Origin of the sequence: Nonomuraea jabiensis (assembly GCF_014204795.1) — a bacterium.
Taxonomy (GTDB): domain Bacteria; phylum Actinomycetota; class Actinomycetes; order Streptosporangiales; family Streptosporangiaceae; genus Nonomuraea; species Nonomuraea jabiensis.
In genome coordinates this window covers 1,171,976-1,192,850 of the sequence record NZ_JACHMB010000001.1, presented here as the reverse complement: position 1 = coordinate 1,192,850, position 20,875 = coordinate 1,171,976, and the positions used below count along the sequence as shown (strand labels likewise).

Annotated in this window: 21 protein-coding genes and 3 tRNA genes; 16 read left to right on the top strand and 8 right to left on the bottom strand. The window is 71.3% G+C overall.

The features are described from left to right. Nucleotides 1-115: 115 nt before the first annotated feature. Nucleotides 116-2,083, bottom strand: coding sequence for a M3 family metallopeptidase (locus tag HD596_RS04905; protein WP_185068093.1), 1,968 nt, complete (start codon nt 2,081-2,083; stop codon nt 116-118). A gap of 163 nt (nt 2,084-2,246) precedes the next feature. Between HD596_RS04905 and HD596_RS04900 the strand changes: the two genes are divergently transcribed. Further along, nucleotides 2,247-2,318: transfer RNA gene (locus HD596_RS04900), tRNA-Gln, on the top strand. Nucleotides 2,319-2,323: 5 nt separating this feature from the next. Here HD596_RS04900 and HD596_RS04895 read toward each other — a convergent pair. After that, complete coding sequence (locus HD596_RS04895; protein ID WP_246554137.1) at nt 2,324-3,250, bottom strand: alpha/beta fold hydrolase; 927 nt, start codon at nt 3,248-3,250, stop codon at nt 2,324-2,326. Between the two features lie 109 nt (nt 3,251-3,359). Here HD596_RS04895 and HD596_RS04890 point away from each other — a divergent pair, with 109 nt between their 5' ends. The 5 genes from HD596_RS04890 to HD596_RS04870 all read left to right on the top strand — a co-directional run bounded on the left by HD596_RS04890 (nt 3,360) and on the right by HD596_RS04870 (nt 6,337). Continuing rightward, entirely contained in the window at nt 3,360-4,631 is a 1,272-nt protein-coding gene (locus tag HD596_RS04890; protein WP_185068092.1) for a sensor histidine kinase, read from the top strand. Nucleotides 4,632-4,841: 210 nt separating this feature from the next. Next, nucleotides 4,842-5,456 carry a response regulator gene (locus HD596_RS04885; RefSeq protein WP_185068091.1) on the top strand — a complete coding sequence of 205 codons (615 nt, stop codon included), beginning with the start codon at nt 4,842-4,844 and terminating at the stop codon, nt 5,454-5,456. 52 nt (nt 5,457-5,508) lie between these two features. Continuing rightward, nucleotides 5,509-6,090, top strand: coding sequence for a hypothetical protein (locus HD596_RS04880; RefSeq protein ID WP_185068090.1), 582 nt, complete (start codon nt 5,509-5,511; stop codon nt 6,088-6,090). Between the two features lie 80 nt (nt 6,091-6,170). Further along, nucleotides 6,171-6,246 (top strand) — tRNA-Glu (locus HD596_RS04875). A gap of 18 nt (nt 6,247-6,264) precedes the next feature. Then, a tRNA-Glu gene (locus HD596_RS04870) sits at nt 6,265-6,337 on the top strand. 431 nt (nt 6,338-6,768) lie between these two features. On the opposite strand, the gene HD596_RS04865 is transcribed toward HD596_RS04870, so the two are convergent. Then, nucleotides 6,769-8,481 (bottom strand): hypothetical protein, encoded by a 1,713-nt coding sequence (locus HD596_RS04865; protein ID WP_185068089.1) that lies wholly within the window; start codon nt 8,479-8,481, stop codon nt 6,769-6,771. A 58-nt stretch (nt 8,482-8,539) separates the two neighbouring features. Next, nucleotides 8,540-9,256 (bottom strand): IclR family transcriptional regulator, encoded by a 717-nt coding sequence (locus HD596_RS04860; protein WP_185068088.1) that lies wholly within the window; start codon nt 9,254-9,256, stop codon nt 8,540-8,542. 233 nt (nt 9,257-9,489) lie between these two features. On the opposite strand from HD596_RS04860, the gene leuC reads away from it, so the two are divergent. The 4 genes from leuC to HD596_RS04840 all read left to right on the top strand — a co-directional run bounded on the left by leuC (nt 9,490) and on the right by HD596_RS04840 (nt 12,082). Next, nucleotides 9,490-10,875: a 3-isopropylmalate dehydratase large subunit gene (leuC, locus tag HD596_RS04855; protein WP_185068087.1), complete on the top strand. Its 1,386-nt coding sequence runs from the start codon at nt 9,490-9,492 to the stop codon at nt 10,873-10,875. Between the two features lie 14 nt (nt 10,876-10,889). Then, a complete protein-coding gene (gene leuD, locus HD596_RS04850) occupies nt 10,890-11,477 on the top strand; it encodes a 3-isopropylmalate dehydratase small subunit (protein WP_185068086.1) in 588 nt (195 codons plus the stop codon). Then, nucleotides 11,456-11,683, top strand: coding sequence for an SCO5555 family protein (locus HD596_RS04845; protein ID WP_185068085.1), 228 nt, complete (start codon nt 11,456-11,458; stop codon nt 11,681-11,683). Before leuD ends, HD596_RS04845 begins: the two co-directional genes overlap by 22 nt. 99 nt (nt 11,684-11,782) lie before the next feature. Then, nucleotides 11,783-12,082: an HU family DNA-binding protein gene (locus tag HD596_RS04840; RefSeq protein WP_185068084.1), complete on the top strand. Its 300-nt coding sequence runs from the start codon at nt 11,783-11,785 to the stop codon at nt 12,080-12,082. An 84-nt stretch (nt 12,083-12,166) separates the two neighbouring features. Here the strand turns inward: HD596_RS04840 and HD596_RS04835 are convergent, their stop codons facing one another. Next, a complete protein-coding gene (locus HD596_RS04835) occupies nt 12,167-12,406 on the bottom strand; it encodes a hypothetical protein (RefSeq protein WP_185068083.1) in 240 nt (79 codons plus the stop codon). A gap of 57 nt (nt 12,407-12,463) precedes the next feature. On the opposite strand from HD596_RS04835, the gene HD596_RS04830 reads away from it, so the two are divergent. Then, on the top strand, nt 12,464-13,672 hold the full coding sequence (locus HD596_RS04830) for an MFS transporter (protein WP_185068082.1): 1,209 nt from the start codon (nt 12,464-12,466) through the stop codon (nt 13,670-13,672). Here HD596_RS04830 and cofC read toward each other — a convergent pair. Beyond that, nucleotides 13,667-14,302, bottom strand: a complete 636-nt coding sequence (gene cofC / locus HD596_RS04825) for a 2-phospho-L-lactate guanylyltransferase (RefSeq protein WP_313042776.1) — start codon at nt 14,300-14,302, stop codon at nt 13,667-13,669. The two genes, HD596_RS04830 and cofC, sit on opposite strands and share 6 nt — an antisense overlap. A gap of 134 nt (nt 14,303-14,436) precedes the next feature. On the opposite strand from cofC, the gene HD596_RS04820 reads away from it, so the two are divergent. The 3 genes from HD596_RS04820 (at nt 14,437) to HD596_RS04810 (ending at nt 17,275) form a co-directional block, all read left to right on the top strand. After that, nucleotides 14,437-15,093 (top strand): lysophospholipid acyltransferase family protein, encoded by a 657-nt coding sequence (locus HD596_RS04820; protein ID WP_313042774.1) that lies wholly within the window; start codon nt 14,437-14,439, stop codon nt 15,091-15,093. A gap of 4 nt (nt 15,094-15,097) precedes the next feature. Next, nucleotides 15,098-16,108, top strand: a complete 1,011-nt coding sequence (locus HD596_RS04815; RefSeq protein WP_185068079.1) for an NAD(P)H-dependent glycerol-3-phosphate dehydrogenase — start codon at nt 15,098-15,100, stop codon at nt 16,106-16,108. A 72-nt stretch (nt 16,109-16,180) separates the two neighbouring features. Next, a complete protein-coding gene (locus tag HD596_RS04810; protein ID WP_185068078.1) occupies nt 16,181-17,275 on the top strand; it encodes a D-alanine--D-alanine ligase family protein in 1,095 nt (364 codons plus the stop codon). A gap of 10 nt (nt 17,276-17,285) precedes the next feature. Here HD596_RS04810 and HD596_RS04805 read toward each other — a convergent pair whose 3' ends face one another. Continuing rightward, on the bottom strand, nt 17,286-17,717 hold the full coding sequence (locus HD596_RS04805; RefSeq protein WP_185068077.1) for a DUF3515 domain-containing protein: 432 nt from the start codon (nt 17,715-17,717) through the stop codon (nt 17,286-17,288). Between the two features lie 13 nt (nt 17,718-17,730). Then, entirely contained in the window at nt 17,731-17,964 is a 234-nt protein-coding gene (locus tag HD596_RS04800) for an Lrp/AsnC family transcriptional regulator (protein ID WP_106249262.1), read from the bottom strand. A 47-nt stretch (nt 17,965-18,011) separates the two neighbouring features. On the opposite strand from HD596_RS04800, the gene HD596_RS04795 reads away from it, so the two are divergent. Beyond that, nucleotides 18,012-18,977 carry a thiamine-phosphate kinase gene (locus HD596_RS04795; RefSeq protein ID WP_313042770.1) on the top strand — a complete coding sequence of 322 codons (966 nt, stop codon included), beginning with the start codon at nt 18,012-18,014 and terminating at the stop codon, nt 18,975-18,977. A 269-nt stretch (nt 18,978-19,246) separates the two neighbouring features. Next, entirely contained in the window at nt 19,247-20,872 is a 1,626-nt protein-coding gene (locus tag HD596_RS04790; RefSeq protein ID WP_185068076.1) for a flagellar basal body-associated FliL family protein, read from the top strand. The last annotated feature ends 3 nt before the right edge of the window (nt 20,873-20,875 follow it).

The window sequence follows — 20,875 nt, the reverse complement described above, 5'->3', positions numbered from 1 at the left end:
CGGGCGCCTCGGGCGCGTCGCCCGCGCCCCTTGATCCTTCTTCCGAAAACCTCTGCCGAAGTCGGTGGAGGGAGGGGCGCGGGCAAGACGCGGCGATAAGGCCCGGTGGACGGCCTCAGTCGAGGCCGCGCCGGACCAGCAGCGGCTGGATGCTGGGCTCACGGCCGCGGAAGTTGCGGAACGCGGTCAGCGGGTCGAGGCTGCCGCCGCGGGAGAGCAGCTCGCGGCGGAAATGGTCGCCGTTGGCCCTGGTGAGCCCGCCGTTCTCCTTGAACCACTCCACGCTCTCCGCGTCGAGCACCTCGCTCCAGATGTAGGAGTAGTAGCCGGCGCTGTAGCCGCCGGAGAAGATGTGGGCGAAGTAGTTGGTCCTGTAACGCGGCCCCACCTGTGGCATGGCGATCTGGGCGGCCTCCAGGGCCGCGGACTCGAACGCCTCGGGGTCGGCCACCGTCTCCCCGGGCGCCAGCTTGTGCCAGGCCCAGTCGAGCAGGGTCGCGGCGAGATATTCGACGGTCTTGAAGCCCTGGTTGAACTTCTCCGCCGCCTGCAGCTTCTCCACCAGCTCAGCCGGCATCGGCTCGCCCGTCTCGTGGTGCTTGGCGTAGTTGGCCAGCACCTCCGGCCAGGTCACCCACATCTCGTTGACCTGTGACGGGTACTCGACGAAGTCGCGCGGCACGTGGGTGCCCGACACGCGCGGGAAGCGCACCTGGGAGAACAGCCCGTGCAGCGCGTGCCCGAACTCGTGGAAGGCCGTGTTGACCTCGTCGTACGTCAGCAGCGTCGGCCCCGAGGCCGGCTTGGTGACGTTGAGGTTGTTCATGACCACCGGCAGCTGCCCGAACAGGAACGACTGGTCGACCAGGTTGTTCATCCACGCGCCGCCGCGCTTGGTCTCCCTCGCGTACGGGTCGAGCACGAACAGCCCCAGCCGGCTCCCGTCCTCGTTGAACACCTCGTACACCGTCACGTCGGGGTGGTAACCGCCCAGGTCGGGCCGCTCGGTGAAGGTGAGGCCGTACAGCTTCCCGGCCGCGAAGAAGATGCCGTCACGGTAGACGCGGTCGAGCTCGAAGTACGGCCGCATCTCGGCGGCGTCGAAGTCGTAGCGGGCCTGGCGCACCTTCTCGGAGTAGTACGACCAGTCCCACGGCTCGATGTCGAACCCGGCCTGCTCCGACAGCGCCTCGGCCTCCTTGCGCGCGTTGCGCACGGCGGGGGCGACGAGCTGGCCGAGCATCTCCTCGACCGCCTCGACGGTCTTGGCCGTCTGGTCGGCCACCACGTACGCCGCGTGGTTGGGGAACCCCAGCAGCGCCGCCCGCTCGGCCCGCAGCGCCGCCATCCTGGCCGCCAGCCCGAAGTTGCCCGGCGCCCGCCCGACGCTCAGCTCGTACAGCCTGCGGCGCACGTCGCGGTCGGTGAGCTGGGCCAGGCCCGGCTGGACGGTGAAGTTGAGCAGCGGCAGGACGTACTTGCCGTCCTTGCGCAGCGAATCGATCTTGGCCTGGTCGAAGCCGTCGAGCTCCTTGGGGTCCGACACCACCAGCGCCGACTCCGTCGAGGCCTTCAGCAGCGTCTGCGCGAACTCCGTCGAGAGCTTCGACAGCTCCTCGTTGAGCTGCCGGAGCCGGTCCTGGTCCGGCTCCGACAGGTCGGCGCCCGCCCTGATGAAGTCCTCCCGGTACTTCTCCAGCAGCCAGGCCTCCTCGGGATCCTCCGTGGAGACCTGCTTGATGCGCGCCCACAGCGCCCGGTTGAGCCGGATCGCGTCGCCGTGCCTGGTCAGCTGGGGAGAGATCGCCTTCTCGATCTCCATGATGCCGTCGGTGGTGTTGGAGGCGGCGATGCTGAAGAAGACCGTGGCCGTGCGGTCGAGGATGCGTCCCGACCGTTCGAGCGCGGCGATCGTGTTGTCGAACGTCGGCGCCTCGCCGCTGCCTGCGATCGCGTCGACCTCCGCCAGCTGCTCCGCCATGCCGCGCTCGAACGCGGGCAGGTAGTGCTCCTCGCGGATGTCGGCGAAGGGCGGCAGTTCGTACGGCAGGTCGCTAGAGGTGAAGAACGGGTTACCGGCCAACGGTGGGGCTCCTCCACGTGGTGTTTTGTCCCCTTCAGCTTGGCACGTGAGGGCCGGTGCTGTGGGCGGTGGAGGGTTCGTTGGCTATTCGTTTTGGTCTTACCCCCCGAGCTGGGCTATTCTTTCGGACGTCGCCGAGAGCGCCCTCAGGGGTCGCAAGCGGTGGGGTATGGTGTAATTGGCAGCACGACTGATTCTGGTTCAGTTAGTCTAGGTTCGAGTCCTGGTACCCCAGCATTATCATTTCGCCAGTTTGTGCAGGATTTCGGTAATCAGCCGGTACGTCCTCGCCGTCGGCGCATGCGAAGCCTCCACCGAGTAAATCTTGAACTTGTTGCCTGGCGTGGCCGCATCCGCTTCCCTGATCATCCGGTCCTGCAGCGCGAGCGGGATCACCCTGTCCCGCGTGTGCCTGATGTAGACGCGCGGCACCCGTCCCCACGCCTCCTTGCGCCCCCGGGCGTCGGCGCTCCCCACCAGGAGACTCTCATCCGGCAGCAACGTGTTCAGCATGGCCAGGAGCTCGCCCTCGCTCGCCTCCGCCATGAACGCGGCCTTGACCGCGTCCAGAAACCTCCTGTCGTTGGTCCGCCAGTTCATGCGGATCGCGCCGATCACCCTCGGGTCGGCGATGATGCCCGCCGCCACGCTGCCCGCCAGGCTCTCCTTGCCCTCCGGCGTCGACAGATAGTCGTTGGGCGAGCTCAGGTTCGTGCAGCAGAACGCGGTGTCGTAGACGATCAGGTCGATCAGGTCGGGCACCGCGTCGGCCGCCTTCGTGATGGTCGAGCCGCCGAGGCTGCCGCCCACCAGGATCACTGGGCCGTAGCCGGAGACCCGGCGCACGGCGTCCACCGTGGCCTCGACATAGTCGTCCAGCGTGACCCCCGCCACCGGCGAGGGCAGCGTGGCCAGCTTCTCCAGGTCCTGCGGGGCCTGGTAGGCGAGGCGAAACTGCTCCTCGGGGCCGTGTCCCGGCAGCGTCACGCCCACGGTGCGGTGGCCGCGCAGCGCCAGCTCGGAGTCGCCGCCGGCCACGCCGTTCGCGCCGGTCACGAAGACGTACGTGGTCACCTCCCGCCTCGGTCCGGCGGCCTGGGCGCCCACGGCGCCCGCGCCCGCGACGGCGGCGTACTGAAACATGTCCCTACGGGTCGGAAAGCTCATGACTCGATGTTCGTCCAGCTCAGGGCGGGTGCGCATCGCCTGCCCGGCTCGTCGTGCGGTGGAGGTCCGGCATCCACCGATCGGTTGACGCCATGCCAGGCTTGACCTCATGAGCTGGCTCGACGGGCGCGAACGCGGGGTCTTTCTGTGCCTCGCCTCCGGACTGCTCGGGATCTCCTCGACCGCGGCCGCCCTCGCGGATGCGCCGGCCGCCGGTGCGCCCTGGCCCCTCCTGCGCTGGCTGGCGGGCCCCTTGCCGGCCTGGCTCGCCGGCGCGGCGGGCCCGGGGTGGGCGGCGGGCGGCGGCCTCGCGCCGTGGTGGCCGGCGGTCGCGCTGGCCGCCGCGGTGTGGGTGGCGCCGATCGGCTGGCTCCACCGCCGCCGGGACACGCGCCGCGCGCTCGTCGTGGGCCACTTCCTCGTGCTGATCGCGCTCGCCGCCGCGCTGACGGCCGCGAGCCCCGCCTTCATCGTGTTCGCCTCGATCGGCTACCCGCTGGCCAGCGCCCTGCTCCCGGCCCGGCTGACCATGGCGGGCGTGACGCTCACCGCCATCGTCATCGTGACGGCCCAGGCAGGGCCGGGCGCCCGGGGCACCCTGCTCACCGTGATCGCGGGCGTGGCGCTGCCGCTGGTCCTGGCCGGCTGGTACGTCTCCGGCGAGCACGACAGGCGCCGCCGCCTGGTCGAGCGCCTGCGCGCCGCCATGGCCGAGAACGCCTCCCTCAACGCCCGGCTCCTCGACCAGGCCAGGCGGGCGGGCGTGCTCGACGAGCGGCACCGCGTGGCGGGCGAGATCCACGACACGGTCGCCCAGGACCTCGTCGCCCTGATCGGCCAGCTCCACGCCGCCGACCGCGCCTCCCGGCCCGAGGCCCGCCGCGGCCACCTCGACCAGGCCGCCGAGCTGGCCCGCCGCAGCCTCTCCGAGGCCCGCCGGTCCGTACGCGCCCTGCGCCCGGAGCCGCTGGAGACCTCGAAGCTCCCGGAGGCGATCACCGACCTGGCCGAGTCGTGGTCGCGGTCGGCCGGCGTCGACCTGATCCTCGAGATCACCGGCACCCCGGTCGCCCTGGCCGCCCCCATCGAGGACACGCTGTTCCGCGTGGCCCAGGAGGCTCTGGCCAACGTCGCCAAGCACGCCAGGGCCTCCAGGACGGGCCTGACCCTGTCGTACACGGACGAAACCATCCTCCTCGACATTCGAGACGACGGCGCCGGTTTCACCCCGCAGGAGCCCGCTGACGGCTTCGGCATCGACGGAATGCGCCAGCGCGTCCGCGCCGTCGGCGGCACCCTCCACGTCGAGTCCACCCCCGGCCAGGGCACCGCCGTGGCCGCCGCCATCCCCACGATCCCCGCCGCAGACGACCATCCATGATCCATGAGACAGCCACGCCGTGCCTCACCCACCGTCCCCGACGCCCGCCCGCCCCGCCCAGCGCTTCTTCCGCCCCTTCCCCTGAGAAGTCGTGGGCACGCCTGAGGTGCCCCGGCAGCGCCCTGCCCGGCGGGCGCGTGGTCGATCGACCCCTGGACGGGCGATGGATGAGACCCTGACGAGGGACAGGTGCCGGCCGGAAGGGGAGAGATGCGGCTGAGGCTGCTGATAGCGGACGATCACCCCATCGTGCGCGACGGCCTGCGCGCGGCACTCGGCGGCGAGCCCGACCTCGAGATCGTCGGCGAGGCGGCCGACGGCGCGGAGGCCGTACGCCTGGCCGCCGAGCTCGAGCCCGACATCGTCCTCATGGACCTGCGCATGCCGGGGATGGACGGGGTCACCGCCATCCGCCGCCTCAGCGGCACGGGCCCGCGGGTGCTGGTCCTGACCACGTTCGACACCGACGTCCTGCCCGCCCTCGAAGCGGGCGCCACCGGCTACCTGCTGAAGGACGCCCCGCCGGAGGAGCTGGTACGCGCCGTCCGCGCCACCCACCGGGGCGAGACCGTCCTCGCCCCCGCCGTGGCCGGCCGGCTCGCGGCGGCCCTCCGCAAGCCCACCAGGGGGAGGCTCAGCAAGCGGGAGCTGGAGGTGCTGCGCCTGGTGGCGGGGGGAGCGACGAACAAGGTGGCGGCGGCGAGCCTGTTCATCAGCGAGGCCAGCGTCAAGACCCACCTGCTGCACATCTACGCCAAGCTCGACGTCCGCGACCGCGCCTCCGCCGTGGCCGAGGCCTACCGCCGCGGCCTCCTCACCGGCTGAGGAACGTGAGGGTGGAGTCACGGCAGTGGTTTGGGTAGAGTCCGCCCGGCTTATGGATGAGTTTCGTATTCGCGCGGGCAACTTCCCGCGCTTCGCCGCCCCGTTCGTCGCTCCGCTCGCCCTCTTCTTCGTCGTCTGCCTGCTCCTCGGCGCCATCCTCACCGGCAGCACCCCGCTGGGCGCCGCCATAGGGGGCCTGGCCACCGCTGGCCTCCTGGCCGTGCTCGTGGCCAAGCACCGCCGCCTGACCGCCGGCACCGTCGTCCGCTTCTCCGCCGACGGCGTGGAGCTGACCGACTCGTACGGCTTCCGCGTCCACCTCCGCTGGCCCGACATCACCAGGATCGACGTCGTGGACACCCAGCTGGCCAATCCCAGGCGCATCGGCCGTCCGGGCGGCGTGCGGGTACGGGTGGAGCCGTTGCGTTCGGTGGGGCTCGTCGGGTGGGGCGAGCGTAGGGTGCCGCCGCGCGTGCCGGGCTGGATGCGCGAGCGGCTGGCCCGCGTCCCCACGGACCCGGCCACCGGCCGGCCGGAGGTGGCGATCCCGCTCGGGGAGTTCGACCCGCTGTGGGCAGGCGGGGCGATGGGGGATTGGGTACGCCGCCACAGGCCCGACCTGATGGGCCGTTAAGCGGTTTGGAGTGGTCTCCGGGGTGCGGTAGAGTTACCTGCGTTGCCGGGGAGATCCCGGCGCCAGCAGCTTGTGGACAGGGTCCCGTCGTCTAGTGGCCCAGGACGCCGCCCTCTCAAGGCGGTAGCGCCGGTTCGAATCCGGTCGGGACTACCACTGTCACAAGCCCGCGAAGGTCCCGTCGTCTAGTGGCCCAGGACGCCGCCCTCTCAAGGCGGTAGCGCCGGTTCGAATCCGGTCGGGACTACGTCTACCACACTCGCTCCGGCGCTCACAGCCCCGGAGCGTTTCTGCTTTCCGCCCTCGCCCACCACCCACCCCGTGCGGGGGTTGCCGACCCAAGGCATCCAGTCGCGTGTGGCGGGCGCTCGCTGTGGGCGTGCGAGGCCCTACGGAGCCTGGCCCTGTGCGATGGGTTGCCGGCTCGAAGCGTCCGGCTCTTGCGGCGGGCGGGGTGCTCGTCGTAAGCGTGAAACCCCAGGAGGCCGGGCCATGTGCGGTGGGTTGCCCGCCTGAGGCCGTCTGGCTGTGCGCGGTGAGCGGGCTGCTCCTCACGAGCGTGCGAAGCCCGGGAGGCCGGGCCTCGTGTGGCGGGTTGCCCGTCCGAGGAGAAAGCCGCTTGAAATGGAAAGGCCCCCGCCGCAAGAGCGCTGGCGAGGGCCTCCACCGAGCGGTGGGTTACACCGAGCGGGCCTTGAAGAGCGCGCGGCGGGCCGCCTTGGCGACCTGCTTGTCCGGGTGGACCTGGGAGATCAGGTCCAGCAGCTCCTCCACGTGCGCGTGCGGAATCCGCCAGATCACCTCGAGCAGCTCGTTGACCATCTCCGGCCCGATGTCCCGCAGGCTGCTCACGAACTCGGAACGCCCCAGCCCGGCCGAGATCGTCCACATGTCCAGGATCAGCCAGTGGGTGTCGTCCTGAGTGGGCTCGGGAGCCCCCTCGACCCCCAGCTGGCTCAGGTGCGTGGCCGCGTACGGACGCAGCGAGGACTGTTTGAGTGCCGCCTGCCAGGCCGGGATGGCGGCCTCGCCCAGGGTGCCGACCACGCTGGCCGCCTGCACCCTGATCAGCGCGTCGCTCTCGTCCTCGGCCGCCGCCTCCAGCAGCTCCTCGGCCGCCTTGCCCGGCTCCCGGAGCCGCATCCAGGCCGCGAACTCCGCGTCGGCCTCCTCCTCGGGCAGCTCGGCGCTGAGCGCCAGCAGCTCGTGAGCGCTCATGGACTCGATCGCGGGCCGCGCGTCCACTTCGATGTCGGCGTCGTCCACCAGGTGGACGACCCCCTCGGTGCCGAGCGGCGTCAGGCGCAGGGTGTTGCCGTCGACCTCGACCATGCCGTACCCGACGAGCCAGTCGATCGCGGGAGCCAGCGGGTCGCCTGCCGCCTCCCAGGCGTCCGAGCCCAGCTCGTCGAGGTCGGCGGCGGACTCGGCCAGGTCCTGCGCCAGGTCGTCGAGGTCACGCGAGCCGCCCGCCAGCAGCAGCCTGACCAGCAGGCCCCGGGTCAGGCCCGCGAGCGCCATCGTGAGGTCTTCGTCGCTCAGCTCCGGGTCGCCGTAGTCGACCGAGTGGAGCCCGAGCATCCAGGCGTCGAGCACGTCCTCGTCGTCGTCGAACGGCCACTCCGAGGTGTCGTCCTGCACCGCGACCGTGTTGCCCTCGCCGGGCTGGAGGAACTCCAGGTCCACGGCCAGGTTCCAGATGTTCCAGAGCTGCGGGACGGCCTCGGCGACCGGGCCGCCGGTGTCGGGCCTGGGCAGCCCGACGGCCGCCAGCGCCTCCTCCACCTCGGCGTCGGTGAGCAGGGTGTCCTCGCCCACCCGGCGCCCGGACCCCACCCAGAGGGCGAGGTCGCGGGCCTTGGTCACCAGCGGCGCCTGCCGCGCTGCCGCGGCCAGCTCCGAGTCGGGCCGCAGCCTGATCGTGTCGAGTTCGGCGAGGTCGTCCGCGAACGGCTCGAAATCGCCCAGGTCGCCGACCTCGTCCTCCTCCTCGTCGTCGCCCTCGGCGTCGTCGAGCAGCTCTTCCATGAGGTCGACGAACTCGTCCTCGACGTCGTCGAGCTCAGCCTGCAGATCGGCGAGGGAGTCCGAGCCCTTGGCCAGCCTGCCCGTCTGGGAGAGGAACGTCAGGTACGCGTCCACGGCCGGGAGCATCCCGTCGGCGGCGGCGTCGGGATCCTCCACGACCTTGGGCATGCGGTCGAGCAGCAGGTTGCGCAGGTCAGCACGCTTCCACGTGCCGAGGTCCTGCGAGAAGGCGAGACGGTGCCACAGTGCGGCGGGCCCCACGAGCTCGGGGTCGCTTCCGGGGGCGTTCGCACGCGCCCACATGATGAACTCTTCGAGCAGGGGTCGCAGCTCAGTGGCGGCTACCTCGATGCGATCTGTCACGCACTCAGGCTAGTGCGCCCACGAGGCACTCGGCTCCCCAAATACCTGCTTTCGCCGATCATGACGTGCGACGCATTGCCTCCGTTATACGTTCGGCGGCCGCCATAACGGGCACCGCGTGGAGCCGTCCCGGTGCTCTCGTGAGCCGTTCGATGGGGCCGGAGACCGACACGGCCGCGATCACCTTGCCGCCGCTGCCCCTTATGGGCGCCGACACGCTGGCCACCCCCTGCTCGCGCTCGCCGACGCTGTGGGCCCAGCCGCGGCGCCGTACGGAAGCGAGGGTGGCGGCGCTGAACTTGGCGCCGCGCAGACCACGGTGCAGCCGGTCCGGCTCCTCCCACGCCAGCAGTATCTGCGCGGCCGAGCCCGCCCCCATGGGCAGCGCGGAGCCCACCGGTACGGTGTCCCGCAGGCCGCTCGCGCGTTCGGCGGCCGCGACGCAGACGCGCTCGTCGCCCTGGCGGCGGTAGAGTTGCGCGCTCTCCCCGGTGAGATCCCTGAGCTGCATCAGCACGGGGGCGGCCACCGCCAGCAGCCGGTCCTCGCCGGCCGCGGTGGACAACTCGGAAAGCCTGGGACCCAGGACGAACCTGCCCTGTGTGTCACGACTCACAATGCGGTGGTGCTCAAGTGCGACGGCCAGCCGATGGGCCGTGGGGCGGGCCAGACCGGTGGCCTGGACGAGCTGCGCCAGTGAAGCGGGTCCCGCTTCGAGGGCATTGAGTACAAGAACGGCCTTGTCGAGTACTCCGACTCCGCTAGAGTTGTCCATACACCGATACTGCCGTCTCGACATATGAGAAGGCAAGTCGGAGGCAAACTCCCCCGCAAAGGAGTGCCGGTCTCTGGACTGAGGAGCGAAGAGGCCGGACCCGAGCGACCGGGCCGCGATGCGAAGCATCGCAGAAGGTGCGAGGGGAGCGCTGGTCCCCCGGGGCGGCGACCGGCGGGATCGGGCCTGAGCCAGCGGTGCGATGGCGCATCGCGAACAAACAGGAGGAGATCATGGGCCGCACACTGGCCGAGAAGGTCTGGGAGCAACACGTAGTCCGTCGTGCCGAGGGCGAACCGGACCTGCTCTATATCGACCTGCACCTCATTCACGAGGTGACCAGCCCGCAGGCGTTCGACGGGCTCCGTCTCGCCGGCCGGAAGGTGCGGCGGCCCGATCTCACGATCGCCACCGAGGACCACAACGTGCCGACCGTGCTCGGCCCGATCTCCGACCCGGTGTCCAAGACGCAGGTCGAGACGCTGCGCAAGAACGCCGCCGAGTTCGGCATCAGGCTCCATCCGATGGGCGACGCCGGTCAGGGCGTGGTGCACATCATCGGCCCGCAGTTCGGGCTGACGCAGCCGGGCATGACGATCGTGTGCGGTGACTCCCACACCTCGACGCACGGCGCGTTCGGCGGCATCGCGTTCGGCATCGGCACCTCCGAGGTCGAGCACGTGCTGGCCACGCAGACGCTGCCCGCGTACCGGCCGAAGACGATGGCGATCGAGGTCTCCGGCGAGCTGCCCGCCGGCGTGACCGCCAAGGACCTGATCCTGGCCATCATCGCCAAGATCGGCACCGGCGGAGGCCAGGGCTACATCGTGGAGTACCGCGGCGAGGCCGTCCGCAAGCTCTCCATGGAGGGCCGCATGACGGTCTGCAACATGTCGATCGAGGCGGGCGCCCGCGCCGGCATGATCGCGCCGGACGAGACCACGTTCGCGTACCTGAAGGGCCGCCCGCACGCGCCCGAGGGCCAGGCGTGGGACCAGGCCGTCGAGTACTGGAAGACGCTGCGCACCGACGACGACGCCGTGTTCGACAAGGTCGTGGAGATCGACGCCTCGACGCTGACCCCGTACGTCACGTGGGGCACCAACCCGGGCCAGGGCCTGCCGCTGGGCGAGTCCGTCCCGTCCCCGGAGAGCTTCGCCGACCCGGTCGAGCGCTCGGCCGCCGAGCGGGCGCTGGAGTACATGGGCCTGACCGCCGGCACGCCGCTGCGTGAGATCGAGGTCGACACCGTGTTCGTCGGCTCGTGCACCAACGGCCGCATCGAGGACCTGCGCTCGGCCGCCGAGATCCTGCGGGGCCGCCAGGTGAAGACCCGCACGCTGATCGTGCCCGGCTCGATGCTGGTCAAGCTGCAGGCCGAGCAGGAGGGCCTGCACGAGGTGTTCAAGGCCGCCGGCGCCGAGTGGCGCGAGGCCGGCTGCTCGATGTGCCTGGGCATGAACCCCGACACGCTCCAGCCCGGCGAGCGCAGCGCCTCCACCTCCAACCGCAACTTCGAGGGCCGCCAGGGCAAGGGTGGCCGCACCCACCTGGTGTCGCCGCAGGTCGCCGCCGCGACCGCCGTCACCGGCCGCCTGACCGCGCCCGCCGACCTGTAAGGAGATCCGGACCGATGGAAGCATTCACCACCCACACCGGTACGGCGGTGCCGCTGCGCCGCAGCAACGTCGACACCGACCAGATCATCCCGGCCGTCTGGCTCAAGCAGGTCAGCCGCACCGGGTTCGAGAAGGGCCTGTTCGCGGCCTGGCGCGAGGACCCGACGTTCGTGCTGAACGACCCGTCCTACGAGGGCGGCTCGATCCTCGTCTCCGGCCCCGACTTCGGCACCGGCTCCTCGCGCGAGCACGCGGTCTGGGCGCTGCAGCAGTACGGCTTCCGCGTCGTGATCGCCGCCCGCTTCGGCGACATCTTCCGCAACAACTCCACGAAGATGGGCCTGCTGCCGGTCGTCCTGCCGGGCGACAAGGTCGAGGCGCTGCAGTCGGCCGTCGAGGCGGACCCGAAGCTCGAGGTCACCGTCGACCTGGTCGAACGCCAGGTCCGCTGGGCGGGTGAGGCCGTGCCGTTCGAGATCGACGACTACACCCGCTGGCGGCTCATGGAGGGCCTCGACGACATCGGGCTGACCCTGCGTCACGCCGACGAAGTGGCGGCGTACGAGAATGGTCGGCAGCCATGGCTGCCGACGACCGTCTAGAAGACGACGAACTGGCGCGGCGGTTGCGCGAGGCGCACCGCCGCGTCCGCATGCTCCCCGCGGCCGAGAAGGATCGGCTGGCCCGCCGCTACCTCGCGATTTGCGATCTGGCGAAGCGGGATCCGGAAAGGGCCGCCACCCGCCTCGACGCGTTTCTGGCCGCGCTCGACACGCCACGTAGTGAGGAAAACGCGCCAGGTGATTGAGTTCACCCGCGATCCCGCCTACTTTCAAGCCCGTAAGGGGTTTCTAGGGCGAACTCGTGAGCTGGAACCCCGAGCCGTAACTGGGGGAGCAGGACTTTCATGAACAAGCGAGAACTCGTCGAGGCCATCGCTGATCGGGTGGGCGACAGGAAGACGGCCACCGAGGCCGTGAACGCGGTCATCGACACCATCCAGAAAGCCGTGGCGAGCGGCGACAAGGTCTCGATCACGGGCTTCGGCGCATTCGAGATGGTGAACAAGCCCGCCCGCACGGCCAGGAACCCGTCGACCGGCGCGGAAATCAACGTTCCCGAGAGCTGGGGGCCGAAGTTCCGCCCGGGATCCGACTTCAAGGAACTGGTCAACCAGGGCGGCAAGAAAGTCGGAAAGAAGAAGTAAACCCAGCACGCGCTTCCGCCCGGGCCATCGGCCCGGGCGTTTCGCATTTCGGCCCGCAATCGGCCGGGCCGCGACCGGCAAAAGTTACTCGGAATCGCCCGCCGGCGGCCGGTCGCGGAAGGCGTCGGGGACCGGGAAGGTCGAGAGCGTGACGTAGGCGATCTGCCCGCCGGACATCCCGAGGTTGACCCGCTGCCCCGTGCGCAGCAGCCGCAGCGGGCCCGCGTCGAAGGCGGGCGTGCCGAACTCCAGCACGGTCCCGTCGTCGAGGAACACCGTCCCCGAGCGCGTGGCCTCGTCGAAGCTGCGTACCGTTCCCTGCACGCTGATCAGCGTAATTCGTTTGCCCCTCGCCCGGCCAGACGGCAAAGATCGAGCAACATGGGGCGTACGGGCGATTTCTGGCGGTTCGCGTGGGCGAACGCCATCACGCAGATGGGCACGCAGGTCACGGTGGTGGCCCTGCCCTTGACGGCGCTCCTCCTCCTGCACGCCGGAGCCTTCCAGCTCGGCCTGCTGGCGGCGGCCGAGACGCTCGCCTTCCTGCTGATCGGGCTGCCCGCGGGCGTGTGGGTGGACCGGTCGCGGCGCCGCCCGATCCTCATCTGGTCCGACGTCGCGCGTGGCGTGGCGCTGCTGTCGGTCCCGGTGGCGGCCTGGCTCGACGTGCTGACGCTGCCGCAGCTGTACGCGGTCGCCCTGGTGCTGGGCGTGGGCACGGTCTTCTTCGACGTCGCCCACATGAGCTTCCTGCCCGCCATCGTGACCAAGGAGCGCCTCGAACGCGGCAACGGCGTCCTGGAGGTCACCAGGAACACCTCGCTGCTCGCCGGACCGGGTGTCGGAGGCTGGGCGGTGGCCGTGCTCACCGCGCCGATCGCGCTGCTCGCCGACGCCGCCAGCTACCTCCTCTCCGCGCTCCTGCTGTCGGGCGTGCGGGCCGAGGAGACCCCGCGGCGAGGCGAGCGGAGATTGCGCCAGGAGGTGGCGGAGGGCATCAGGTTCGTCGCGGGGGAGCCGGTGCTGCGCAGGGTCGCGGTCGGGGGCGCGCTCGTCATGACGGCCAACGGCATCTCGGCCGTCGGAATGCCGCTCTACCTGGTCAAGGAGCTGGGGATCGGCTCCGCCCAGTACGGGCTGCTGCTGTCGGCCGCCGCCGTCGGCTCCCTCGTGGGCGCCACGCTGGTGGCCCGCGCCACCGCGCGCTTCGGCACCGGCCCCACCCTGTACGGCTCCGCCGTCCTGGCGACCGTGCTCTACCTGCCCGCGCTCGCGACCGGCCCCGGCTGGCAGCTGCTGATCTTCCCGATCGCCTCGTCGCTGTTCGGCGTGGTCACTTCGATCTTCGGGGTGACCCAGCTCAGCTACCGCCAGCGCATCACGCCCGACCACCTGATGGGCCGGGTCAACGCCAGCATGCGCTTCCTCATGTGGGGCGCCTACCCGCTGGGCGGGCTGGCCGGCGGCGCGCTGGGGGAGTGGCTCGGCGGGTACGCGGTCTTCGCCGCGGGCGTGGCCCTGGTGGGCCTGTCGCACCTGGCGGTGGCGACCTCGCCCGCCATCATGAGGATCTCCGCGAAGACGTCATGAGCCGGGCCACAGCTCGGCGACCACCGCGGCCGTGTGGCGGCCGAGGCCCAGCGCGATGGCCGCGCGCAGGTCGTCGGGCGTGTCCACGTCCCGCCGCACCGAGTCGATCCCCGGCGGGCACAGCTCCTTCGCCCCGCCCGCCAGGTGCTTGGCCCGCGACTCCCCGCCGAACCTCGGCGTGAACGGCATCCCGGGCCGTACCCCGTAGAAGGTCGTGCCGACGTCGAGCGCGTCCGGCACGAAGGACTGGTCGAACTCGGCGGCGGCCTCCAGCGCCGTCCCCAGCTCCGCCGACCGCAGGGCGGGCAGGTCCGCCTGGAGCGCCCCCACGGCGTCGCCGGGCGCGACGCGTACGGCATGGGCGGCCCCGGTGCGCAGGGCGGTGTTCAGGCCGCGGTCCGGGTCGGGCACCACCTCGGCCCCCAGCGCGCCCAGCGGTCCGGCCGCGGCGGGATCGGCCGTCACCACGATCACCCGGGCGACCCGCGCGCACGAGAGCGCCGCCGCCACCGTGTCACTCGCCACGGCCACGGCCAGCCTGGTCCGGTGCGGACCCGTGGCCGCCGCCAGCCTCGTCTTCGCCGCGACCAGCGTCTTCACAGGGATGACCAGCGACCAGCGGATGCTCATAGTCTTAAGCATCCCGCCTCGACATCCCGCGCGGCCAACCGGGAGACTTGGGGCGCATCCCGCACGTGTTGGAGGAAACCATGAGCCGCCCCGCGCGACCGTCACGTTTCTGGGAAACCCTGGCAGTCGTCGTCGTGAAACCGCTGTCCCGGCTCCTGGTCAAGAGGGACTGGCGTCGTGGGGAGCGCATCCCGCGCACCGGCGGTGTGATCATCGCGGCCAATCACCTCTCCTGGACTGATCCGGTCCTGCTGTCGCACTTCCTCTACAACAACGGGCGCTGGCCGGTAATCCTGGCCAAGGCCGCGCTGTTCAAGGTGCCGTTCCTGGGCAGGGCGGTGACGGCCCTCCTGGCCATCCCCGTCGACCGGGGCAGCGCCGAGGCGGCGAAGTCCCTGCACATCTCGGCTCAGCGGCTCAAGGACGGCGGCGCGATCCTGTTCTACCCCGAGGGCACCTGCACCCGCGATCCCGATCTGTGGCCCATGGTGGGCAAGACGGGCGCGGCCCGGCTGGCGCTGGAGAGCGGCGCGCCGGTCATCCCGGTGGCCCACTGGGGCGCGCATGAGTTGCTGCCGTACGGGGAGAAGAAGCCCAGACTGTTCCCGCGCAAGACGTTCAAGGTGACGGTGGGCCCACCGGTGGACCTGTCGAAGTACCAGGGCCAGCCGCTGCACGCGGAGGTGTTGCGCGCGGCGACGGCCGACATCACGGCCGCGATCACCCAGCAGCTCGCCGAGCTGCGCGGCGAGAAGGCCCCCGAGACTCCCTATGACCCGGCCAAGGGGTGATGGCATGACAAAGGCGGCCGTTTTCGGCACCGGTTCGTGGGGGACCACGTTCGCGATGATCCTGGCCGAGGCAGGCAACGAGGTCACGCTCTGGGGGCGCAGGCGGGAGCTGGTCGAGGCGATCGACCGCGACCACGTCAACCCCGACTACCTGCCGGGCATCCCCCTGCCGGAGAAGCTGCGCGCCACGACCGACCCGGCCCGGGCGCTCGAAGGGGCCGAATTCGTGGTGCTGGCGGTGCCGTCGCAGCAGCTGCGGCCCAACCTGGCCGCCTGGCGCGAGCACATCCCGCCGAACGCCGTCCTGGTGAGCCTGATGAAGGGCATCGAGCTGGGCACGACCAAGCGGATGAGCGAGGTGATCCGCGAGGTCGCCGAGGTGCCCGAGGAGCGGGTCGCGGTCGTCTCCGGGCCCAACCTGGCCAAGGAGATCGCCGAACGCCAGCCCGCCGCCACCGTCGTCGCCTGCACCGACGAGTCGGTCGCCGCCCGGCTGCAGGCGATCTGCCACCTGCCGCCGTGGTTCCGCCCGTACACCAACCACGACGTGGTCGGCGTCGAGCTGGGCGGCGCGGTGAAGAACGTGATCGCCCTGGCCGTGGGCGTCTCCGCGGGCATGGGCATGGGCGACAACGTCGGCGCCATGCTCATCACCAGGGGGCTGGCCGAGATCTCCCGCCTGGGCGCGGCCCTCGGGGCCGACCAGCACACCTTCGCGGGGCTCGCGGGCATGGGAGACCTCGTGGCGACCTGCACCTCGCCGCTGTCGCGCAACCGCACCTTCGGCGAGAACCTGGGCAGGGGCATGACCCTCGCCGAGGTCGTGGCCGCCACCAGGCAGACCGCCGAGGGCGTGAAGTCCTGCGAGTCCGTGCTGGAGCTGGCCAGGAAGCACGACGTCGAGATGCCGATCACCGAGGTCGTCGTCGGGGTCGTGCACGACGGCATGTCCCCGACCGAGGCGGGCATGTTGCTCATGTCCCGATCGCCCAAACCTGAGCGTTACGGGGTATGAGCGTGGGAGAAAGTCCTGATTACGGCGTGCTCGGCTCGCTGTGACCCGGACGCCCCGGTAGATTCGGACACCATGAGCAAGCCACGCGTCGCCGTTGTTTTCGGAGGCCGCAATTCGGAGCACGCCGTGTCCCTGATGGGCGCGGGAAGTGTGCTGGATGCGATCGACAGGAGCAAGTACGAGGTGATCCCCATCGGGATCGCCCAGGACGGCAGGTGGGTGCTGGCTGCTTCCGACCAGCGGTTCGCCATCGAGTCGGGCGAGCTGCCGGTCGTCGACACCTCGGGCGCGGCGCTGGCGCTGCCGTCCGGCGGTAGCTCGCTGGTGGCGTACGACCCCGGCAGCATCCCCGTGGAGCTCGGCTCGGTGGACGTGGTGTTCCCCGTGATGCACGGCCCGTTCGCCGAGGACGGCACCATCCAGGGGCTGCTCGAGATGGCCGGGGTGCGCTACGTCGGCTCGGGCGTGCTGGCCAGCGCGGTCGGCATGGACAAGGCCCACATGAAGACCGTGATGGCCGCCGCCGGGCTGCCGATCGGCCGCCACGTCGTCGTACGCGACCGCGACTGGCGGCTCGACCGCGACCGCGTGCTGAAGGAGGCGGAGGGGCTCGGCTGGCCGGTGTTCGTCAAGCCCGCCAGGGCCGGGTCCTCGCAGGGCATCTCCAAGGCCAACGACCTGGGCGAGCTGGAGGCGGCCGTGGAGTTCGCCAGGCAGCACGACCCCAAGGTGCTCATCGAGGCCGCCATCGTGGGCCGCGAGATCGAGTGCGCGGTGCTGGAGTCGCTCGGCGACGAGCCCGCGGTCGCGTCGCGGCCCGGCGAGGTGAAGGTCGAGGGCGGGCAGGAGTTCTTCGACTTCGAGGCGAAGTACTACCCGGACCAGATGTCGCTCACCGTGCCCGCCGACCTGCCCGAGGAGACGGCCGAGCAGCTGCGCGCCATGGCTGTGCGCGCGTTCGAGGCGCTCGACTGCGAGGGGCTCGCGCGGGTCGACTTCTTCTACACCCCCGAGGGCCGGCTGGTCTTCAACGAGATCAACACGATGCCCGGGTTCACGTCGCTGTCGGTGGCGCCGCAGCTCTGGGCCGCCTCGGGGCTGGACTACCCGGCGCTGGTCGACCGGCTCATCCAGCTCGCGCTGTCGCGCTCGGCGGGCCTGCGTTGAGACCGCGCGATCACCGGGACGGCGGCGAGACCTGGGAGATCGGCTTCGACAGGTCGGCGAGCACCTCGGCGGCCACGTGCTCGCCGCCGACCGTGACCTCCACGTAGGCCGCGTCCGTGACCGCGGTGAACAACGTGGGCCTGTCGGGATCGGCGAACCAGCCCACCCCGCCGATCTCCTGGAGCTGGTCGGTGGGCGCCATCCTGGCCGGCCTGGGCACGCCGCAGCGCAGCGCGATGGCCCCGTCGCCCCAGACGGCCACGTACGGAGACTCGGGCGTGGACGTGCCACGCCGGTCGCCGTCGAGCGTCTGGGGCAGCAGCGTCGCCAGCTTGCCGCAGGCCGTCACGGCCTCCCCCGTCGGCGAGGGCGGATCGACCTGTACGGTGCCGCCGCAACCGGCGAGCGCGAGGAGAACGAGCAGGGCGGCGGCGGCACGCATGCGACGACTACCTTCAAATGTGGACGATCGGACACGTAAGAGTACGTGTGATCCCTTCCACCGCCTGAATCTGGGCCACGACGAGCTTGCCCAGCTCGTCGACGTTGTTGGCCTCCGCGCGCACGATCACGTCGTAGGGCCCCGTCACGTCTTCCGCCTGAGTGACCCCGGGAATCCCGGAAATCTCGCGAGCCACGGCAGCGGCCTTGCCGACCTCGGTCTGGATAAGGATGTAGGCCTGCACCATCACGTCCTCCCGGGCGATTGGATCACGCCGAAGGGCCACCGTACCCTGTGTGCGTCAGGAGGTGCGTCATCACAGTCGGAGATCTCGGCGAATTCGGAGTGATAAATCGGATTACCGGACGTCTGCCCCAGGGTGCGGCGGTAATGCTCGGCCCGGGAGACGACGCCGCCGTGGTCGGCGCGCCCGACGGCCGGGTCGTGGTCTCAACGGATTTGCTGATCGAGGGTAGACATTTTCGGCGGGATTGGTCCAGCGGTTACGACGTGGGACGTAAGGCCGCCGCCCAGAACCTCGCCGACGTGGCCGCCATGGGCGCCGTGCCGACCTCCCTCGTGGTCGGGCTGGGCGTGCCCGCCGACCTGCCGCTGGAGTGGCTCGACGGGCTGACCGACGGGTTCCGCGACGAGTGCGCGGTGGTCGGGGCGAGCGTGGCCGGGGGCGACATCACGCGGTGCGACCTGGTGGTCATCGGGGTGACCGCGCTGGGCGACCTGGGCGGGCGGGCTCCCGTGACGCGCTCGGGCGCCCGGCCCGGGCAGGTGGTGGCGGTGGCCGGGCGGCTGGGGTACGCCGCCGCCGGGTGGGCGCTGCTGGAGGCGGGAGTGCCGGAGAACCCCGTCCTGGAGGAGGTCGTGGTCGCGCATCGGCGGCCCGGGCCGCCGTACGCGATGGGGCCGGGGGCGGCCGAGCTGGGCGCGAGCGCGATGCTGGACGTCAGCGACGGGCTGCTGCAGGACCTCGGCCACGTCGCCGAGGCCAGTGGCGTGCGGATCGAGCTGGATCCGCGGGCCTTCGCCGTGGGGGAGCCGGTTTCGGTCGCGGCCAAGGAGCTCGGGGTCGATCCGCTGGAGTGGGTGCTCACGGGTGGTGAGGATCACGCGCTCGCCGCGGTCTTCCCTTCAGAGGTACGGTTGCCGCCGTCGTGGCAGGTCGTGGGCCGGGTGGTCGAGGGCGAAGGCGTGCTGGTGCACGGGCGCGAGATCGGCCGCCGCGGCTGGGATCACTTTCGGTAATGACTTGTCCCGATTTAAGTGACATTTTCCGGATTTGTGGTGGGACTACGGGGATTGCTGTGACAAGGGTGTCGCAAAGGTGTTATGAAGATTGGCGGCCACTGTAACCGCGAGAAAGGGCAGCCATGGGCCGCCACGGCACAGGTGGATCCGACGACGGGGATGAACGGGGGAACAACAGCGCATTCTGGGGTCCTGACGAGCAGGCCGAGCCGCCGGGCTGGCCTTCGCTGCCGGACGCACCCGAGGTGACGGGCCAGTGGGCCCCCATGCCTCGGCGCACTGACGGACCGCCTCCGCGCGGGCCGCAGTCCGAGCCGTTCGAGACCACCGGTGCCTTCGCGCTGCCCGACAACTCCGACGGCGGCTTCCCCCCGGCCAACGACCCCGTGCGTGGCTTCCCGCAGCCGGGTCCTGGGGAGGAGGCCGGGCCGTTCGAGACGACGGGCGCCTTCGCCCGGCCGCCGGAGTGGGGCCAGCCGGGCGACCGCCCTTTTGACGCCGACCGTCCCGGCCCCTTCGACGGGGCGATGGAACGCACTGCCTTCTTCGACGGCCCCCCGGGCGCGCCCGCCGGGCGGGGCCCTTTCGACGCGGCGGCTCCCGCGGAGGGGCCCGCCGAGCGTACGGCCTTCTTCGGCGGCCCGGACGCTCCGCCCGGCCCTGGAGGTCCGGGTCCGGGCCCGGCCGGCGGTCGAGGCCCGTTCGAGACGCCTGGTCCCTTTGACGGGCCCATGGAGCGTACGGCCTTCTTCGACGGCCCCGACGTGCCCGGTGGCGCCTTCGGCGGACCACCTCCCGGCGAACGGCCCGGGCCGTTCGAGGGGCCGTTCGACGGGCCCGGCGACCGTACCGGCGCGGTGCCCATGTCGTCCGGACCGCCCGAGCCCGGGGACGTCAAGGTCGCCGGGGAGCCCACGGCCGTGCAGGCGCCCGCCTGGGCGAACGCCGAGACCGGCTTCCTCGCCTCCGACTGGGCGGCCGGTCCCGGCCCTGACGAGCCGGAGGAGCCCAAGGGCCGCCGCGGGCGCCGTAAGGGCGGACGCGGCGGCGACGACGTGCTCACCCCGCCCCCGTCGTCGGGTGGCGGTAAGGGCCGGGTCGCGCTGCTGTCGGTCGCGGCGGTCGCCGTCGTGCTCGGTGGCACCGTGGCGGGCGTCAAGTTCATGAGCTCGTCGGGCACGCCCGACAAGTGCGCGGGCGCGACCTGCGCCGCCGTCCAGGCGACGAACAACCAGCCCGGTCCCGCGGCCTCCAAACCGACCGAGGAGGAGACCACGCCGGAGGAGGAGCCGTCCGAGGAGGAGTCGGCGGACGAGCCGAAGCCGTCCCAGACCCCGTCGCCGACGGCCTCGTACAGCGCCCGTACGCCTCCCCGCCGCACCGCCTCCGCGACGCCGACGCCCACCAAGACCAGGGTGAAGACGTCCACGAAGCCGACGAAGGAGCCGACGCCGCCCGTCGAGGAGCTCGCCTCCGAGACGCCGACCGAGGAGCCCTCGACGCTGGACGACTCCGACACCGGCAGCGGGACGACCAGCGGCGGCAGCACCCCGATCCCGTCCGCCACGAACACGTTCGGGTCCAGCGGCCAGAGCGGCGCCATGAACATCCGGCAGACCATCAAGCAGCGCCTGCTCAGCTACCAGGCCGACATGACGCTCTCGAACTCCTCCCAGGAGACGCTGGAGAACCCGACCGTCTCCGTCCCGGTCGAGGGCGAGGTCATGACCGTGACCGGCGCCCAATGGACGCAGGACGGCGATCTGCTGATCCTCGATCTGTCGGCGTCGCTGCCGGCCGGTGACTCGGTGAAGGTCTCGTTCACCGCCACGGGCAAGGGCCAGAAGGCCGCCAACTGCGGAATGGTCAGCGGGGACTGCGCCATCAGCTGAGTG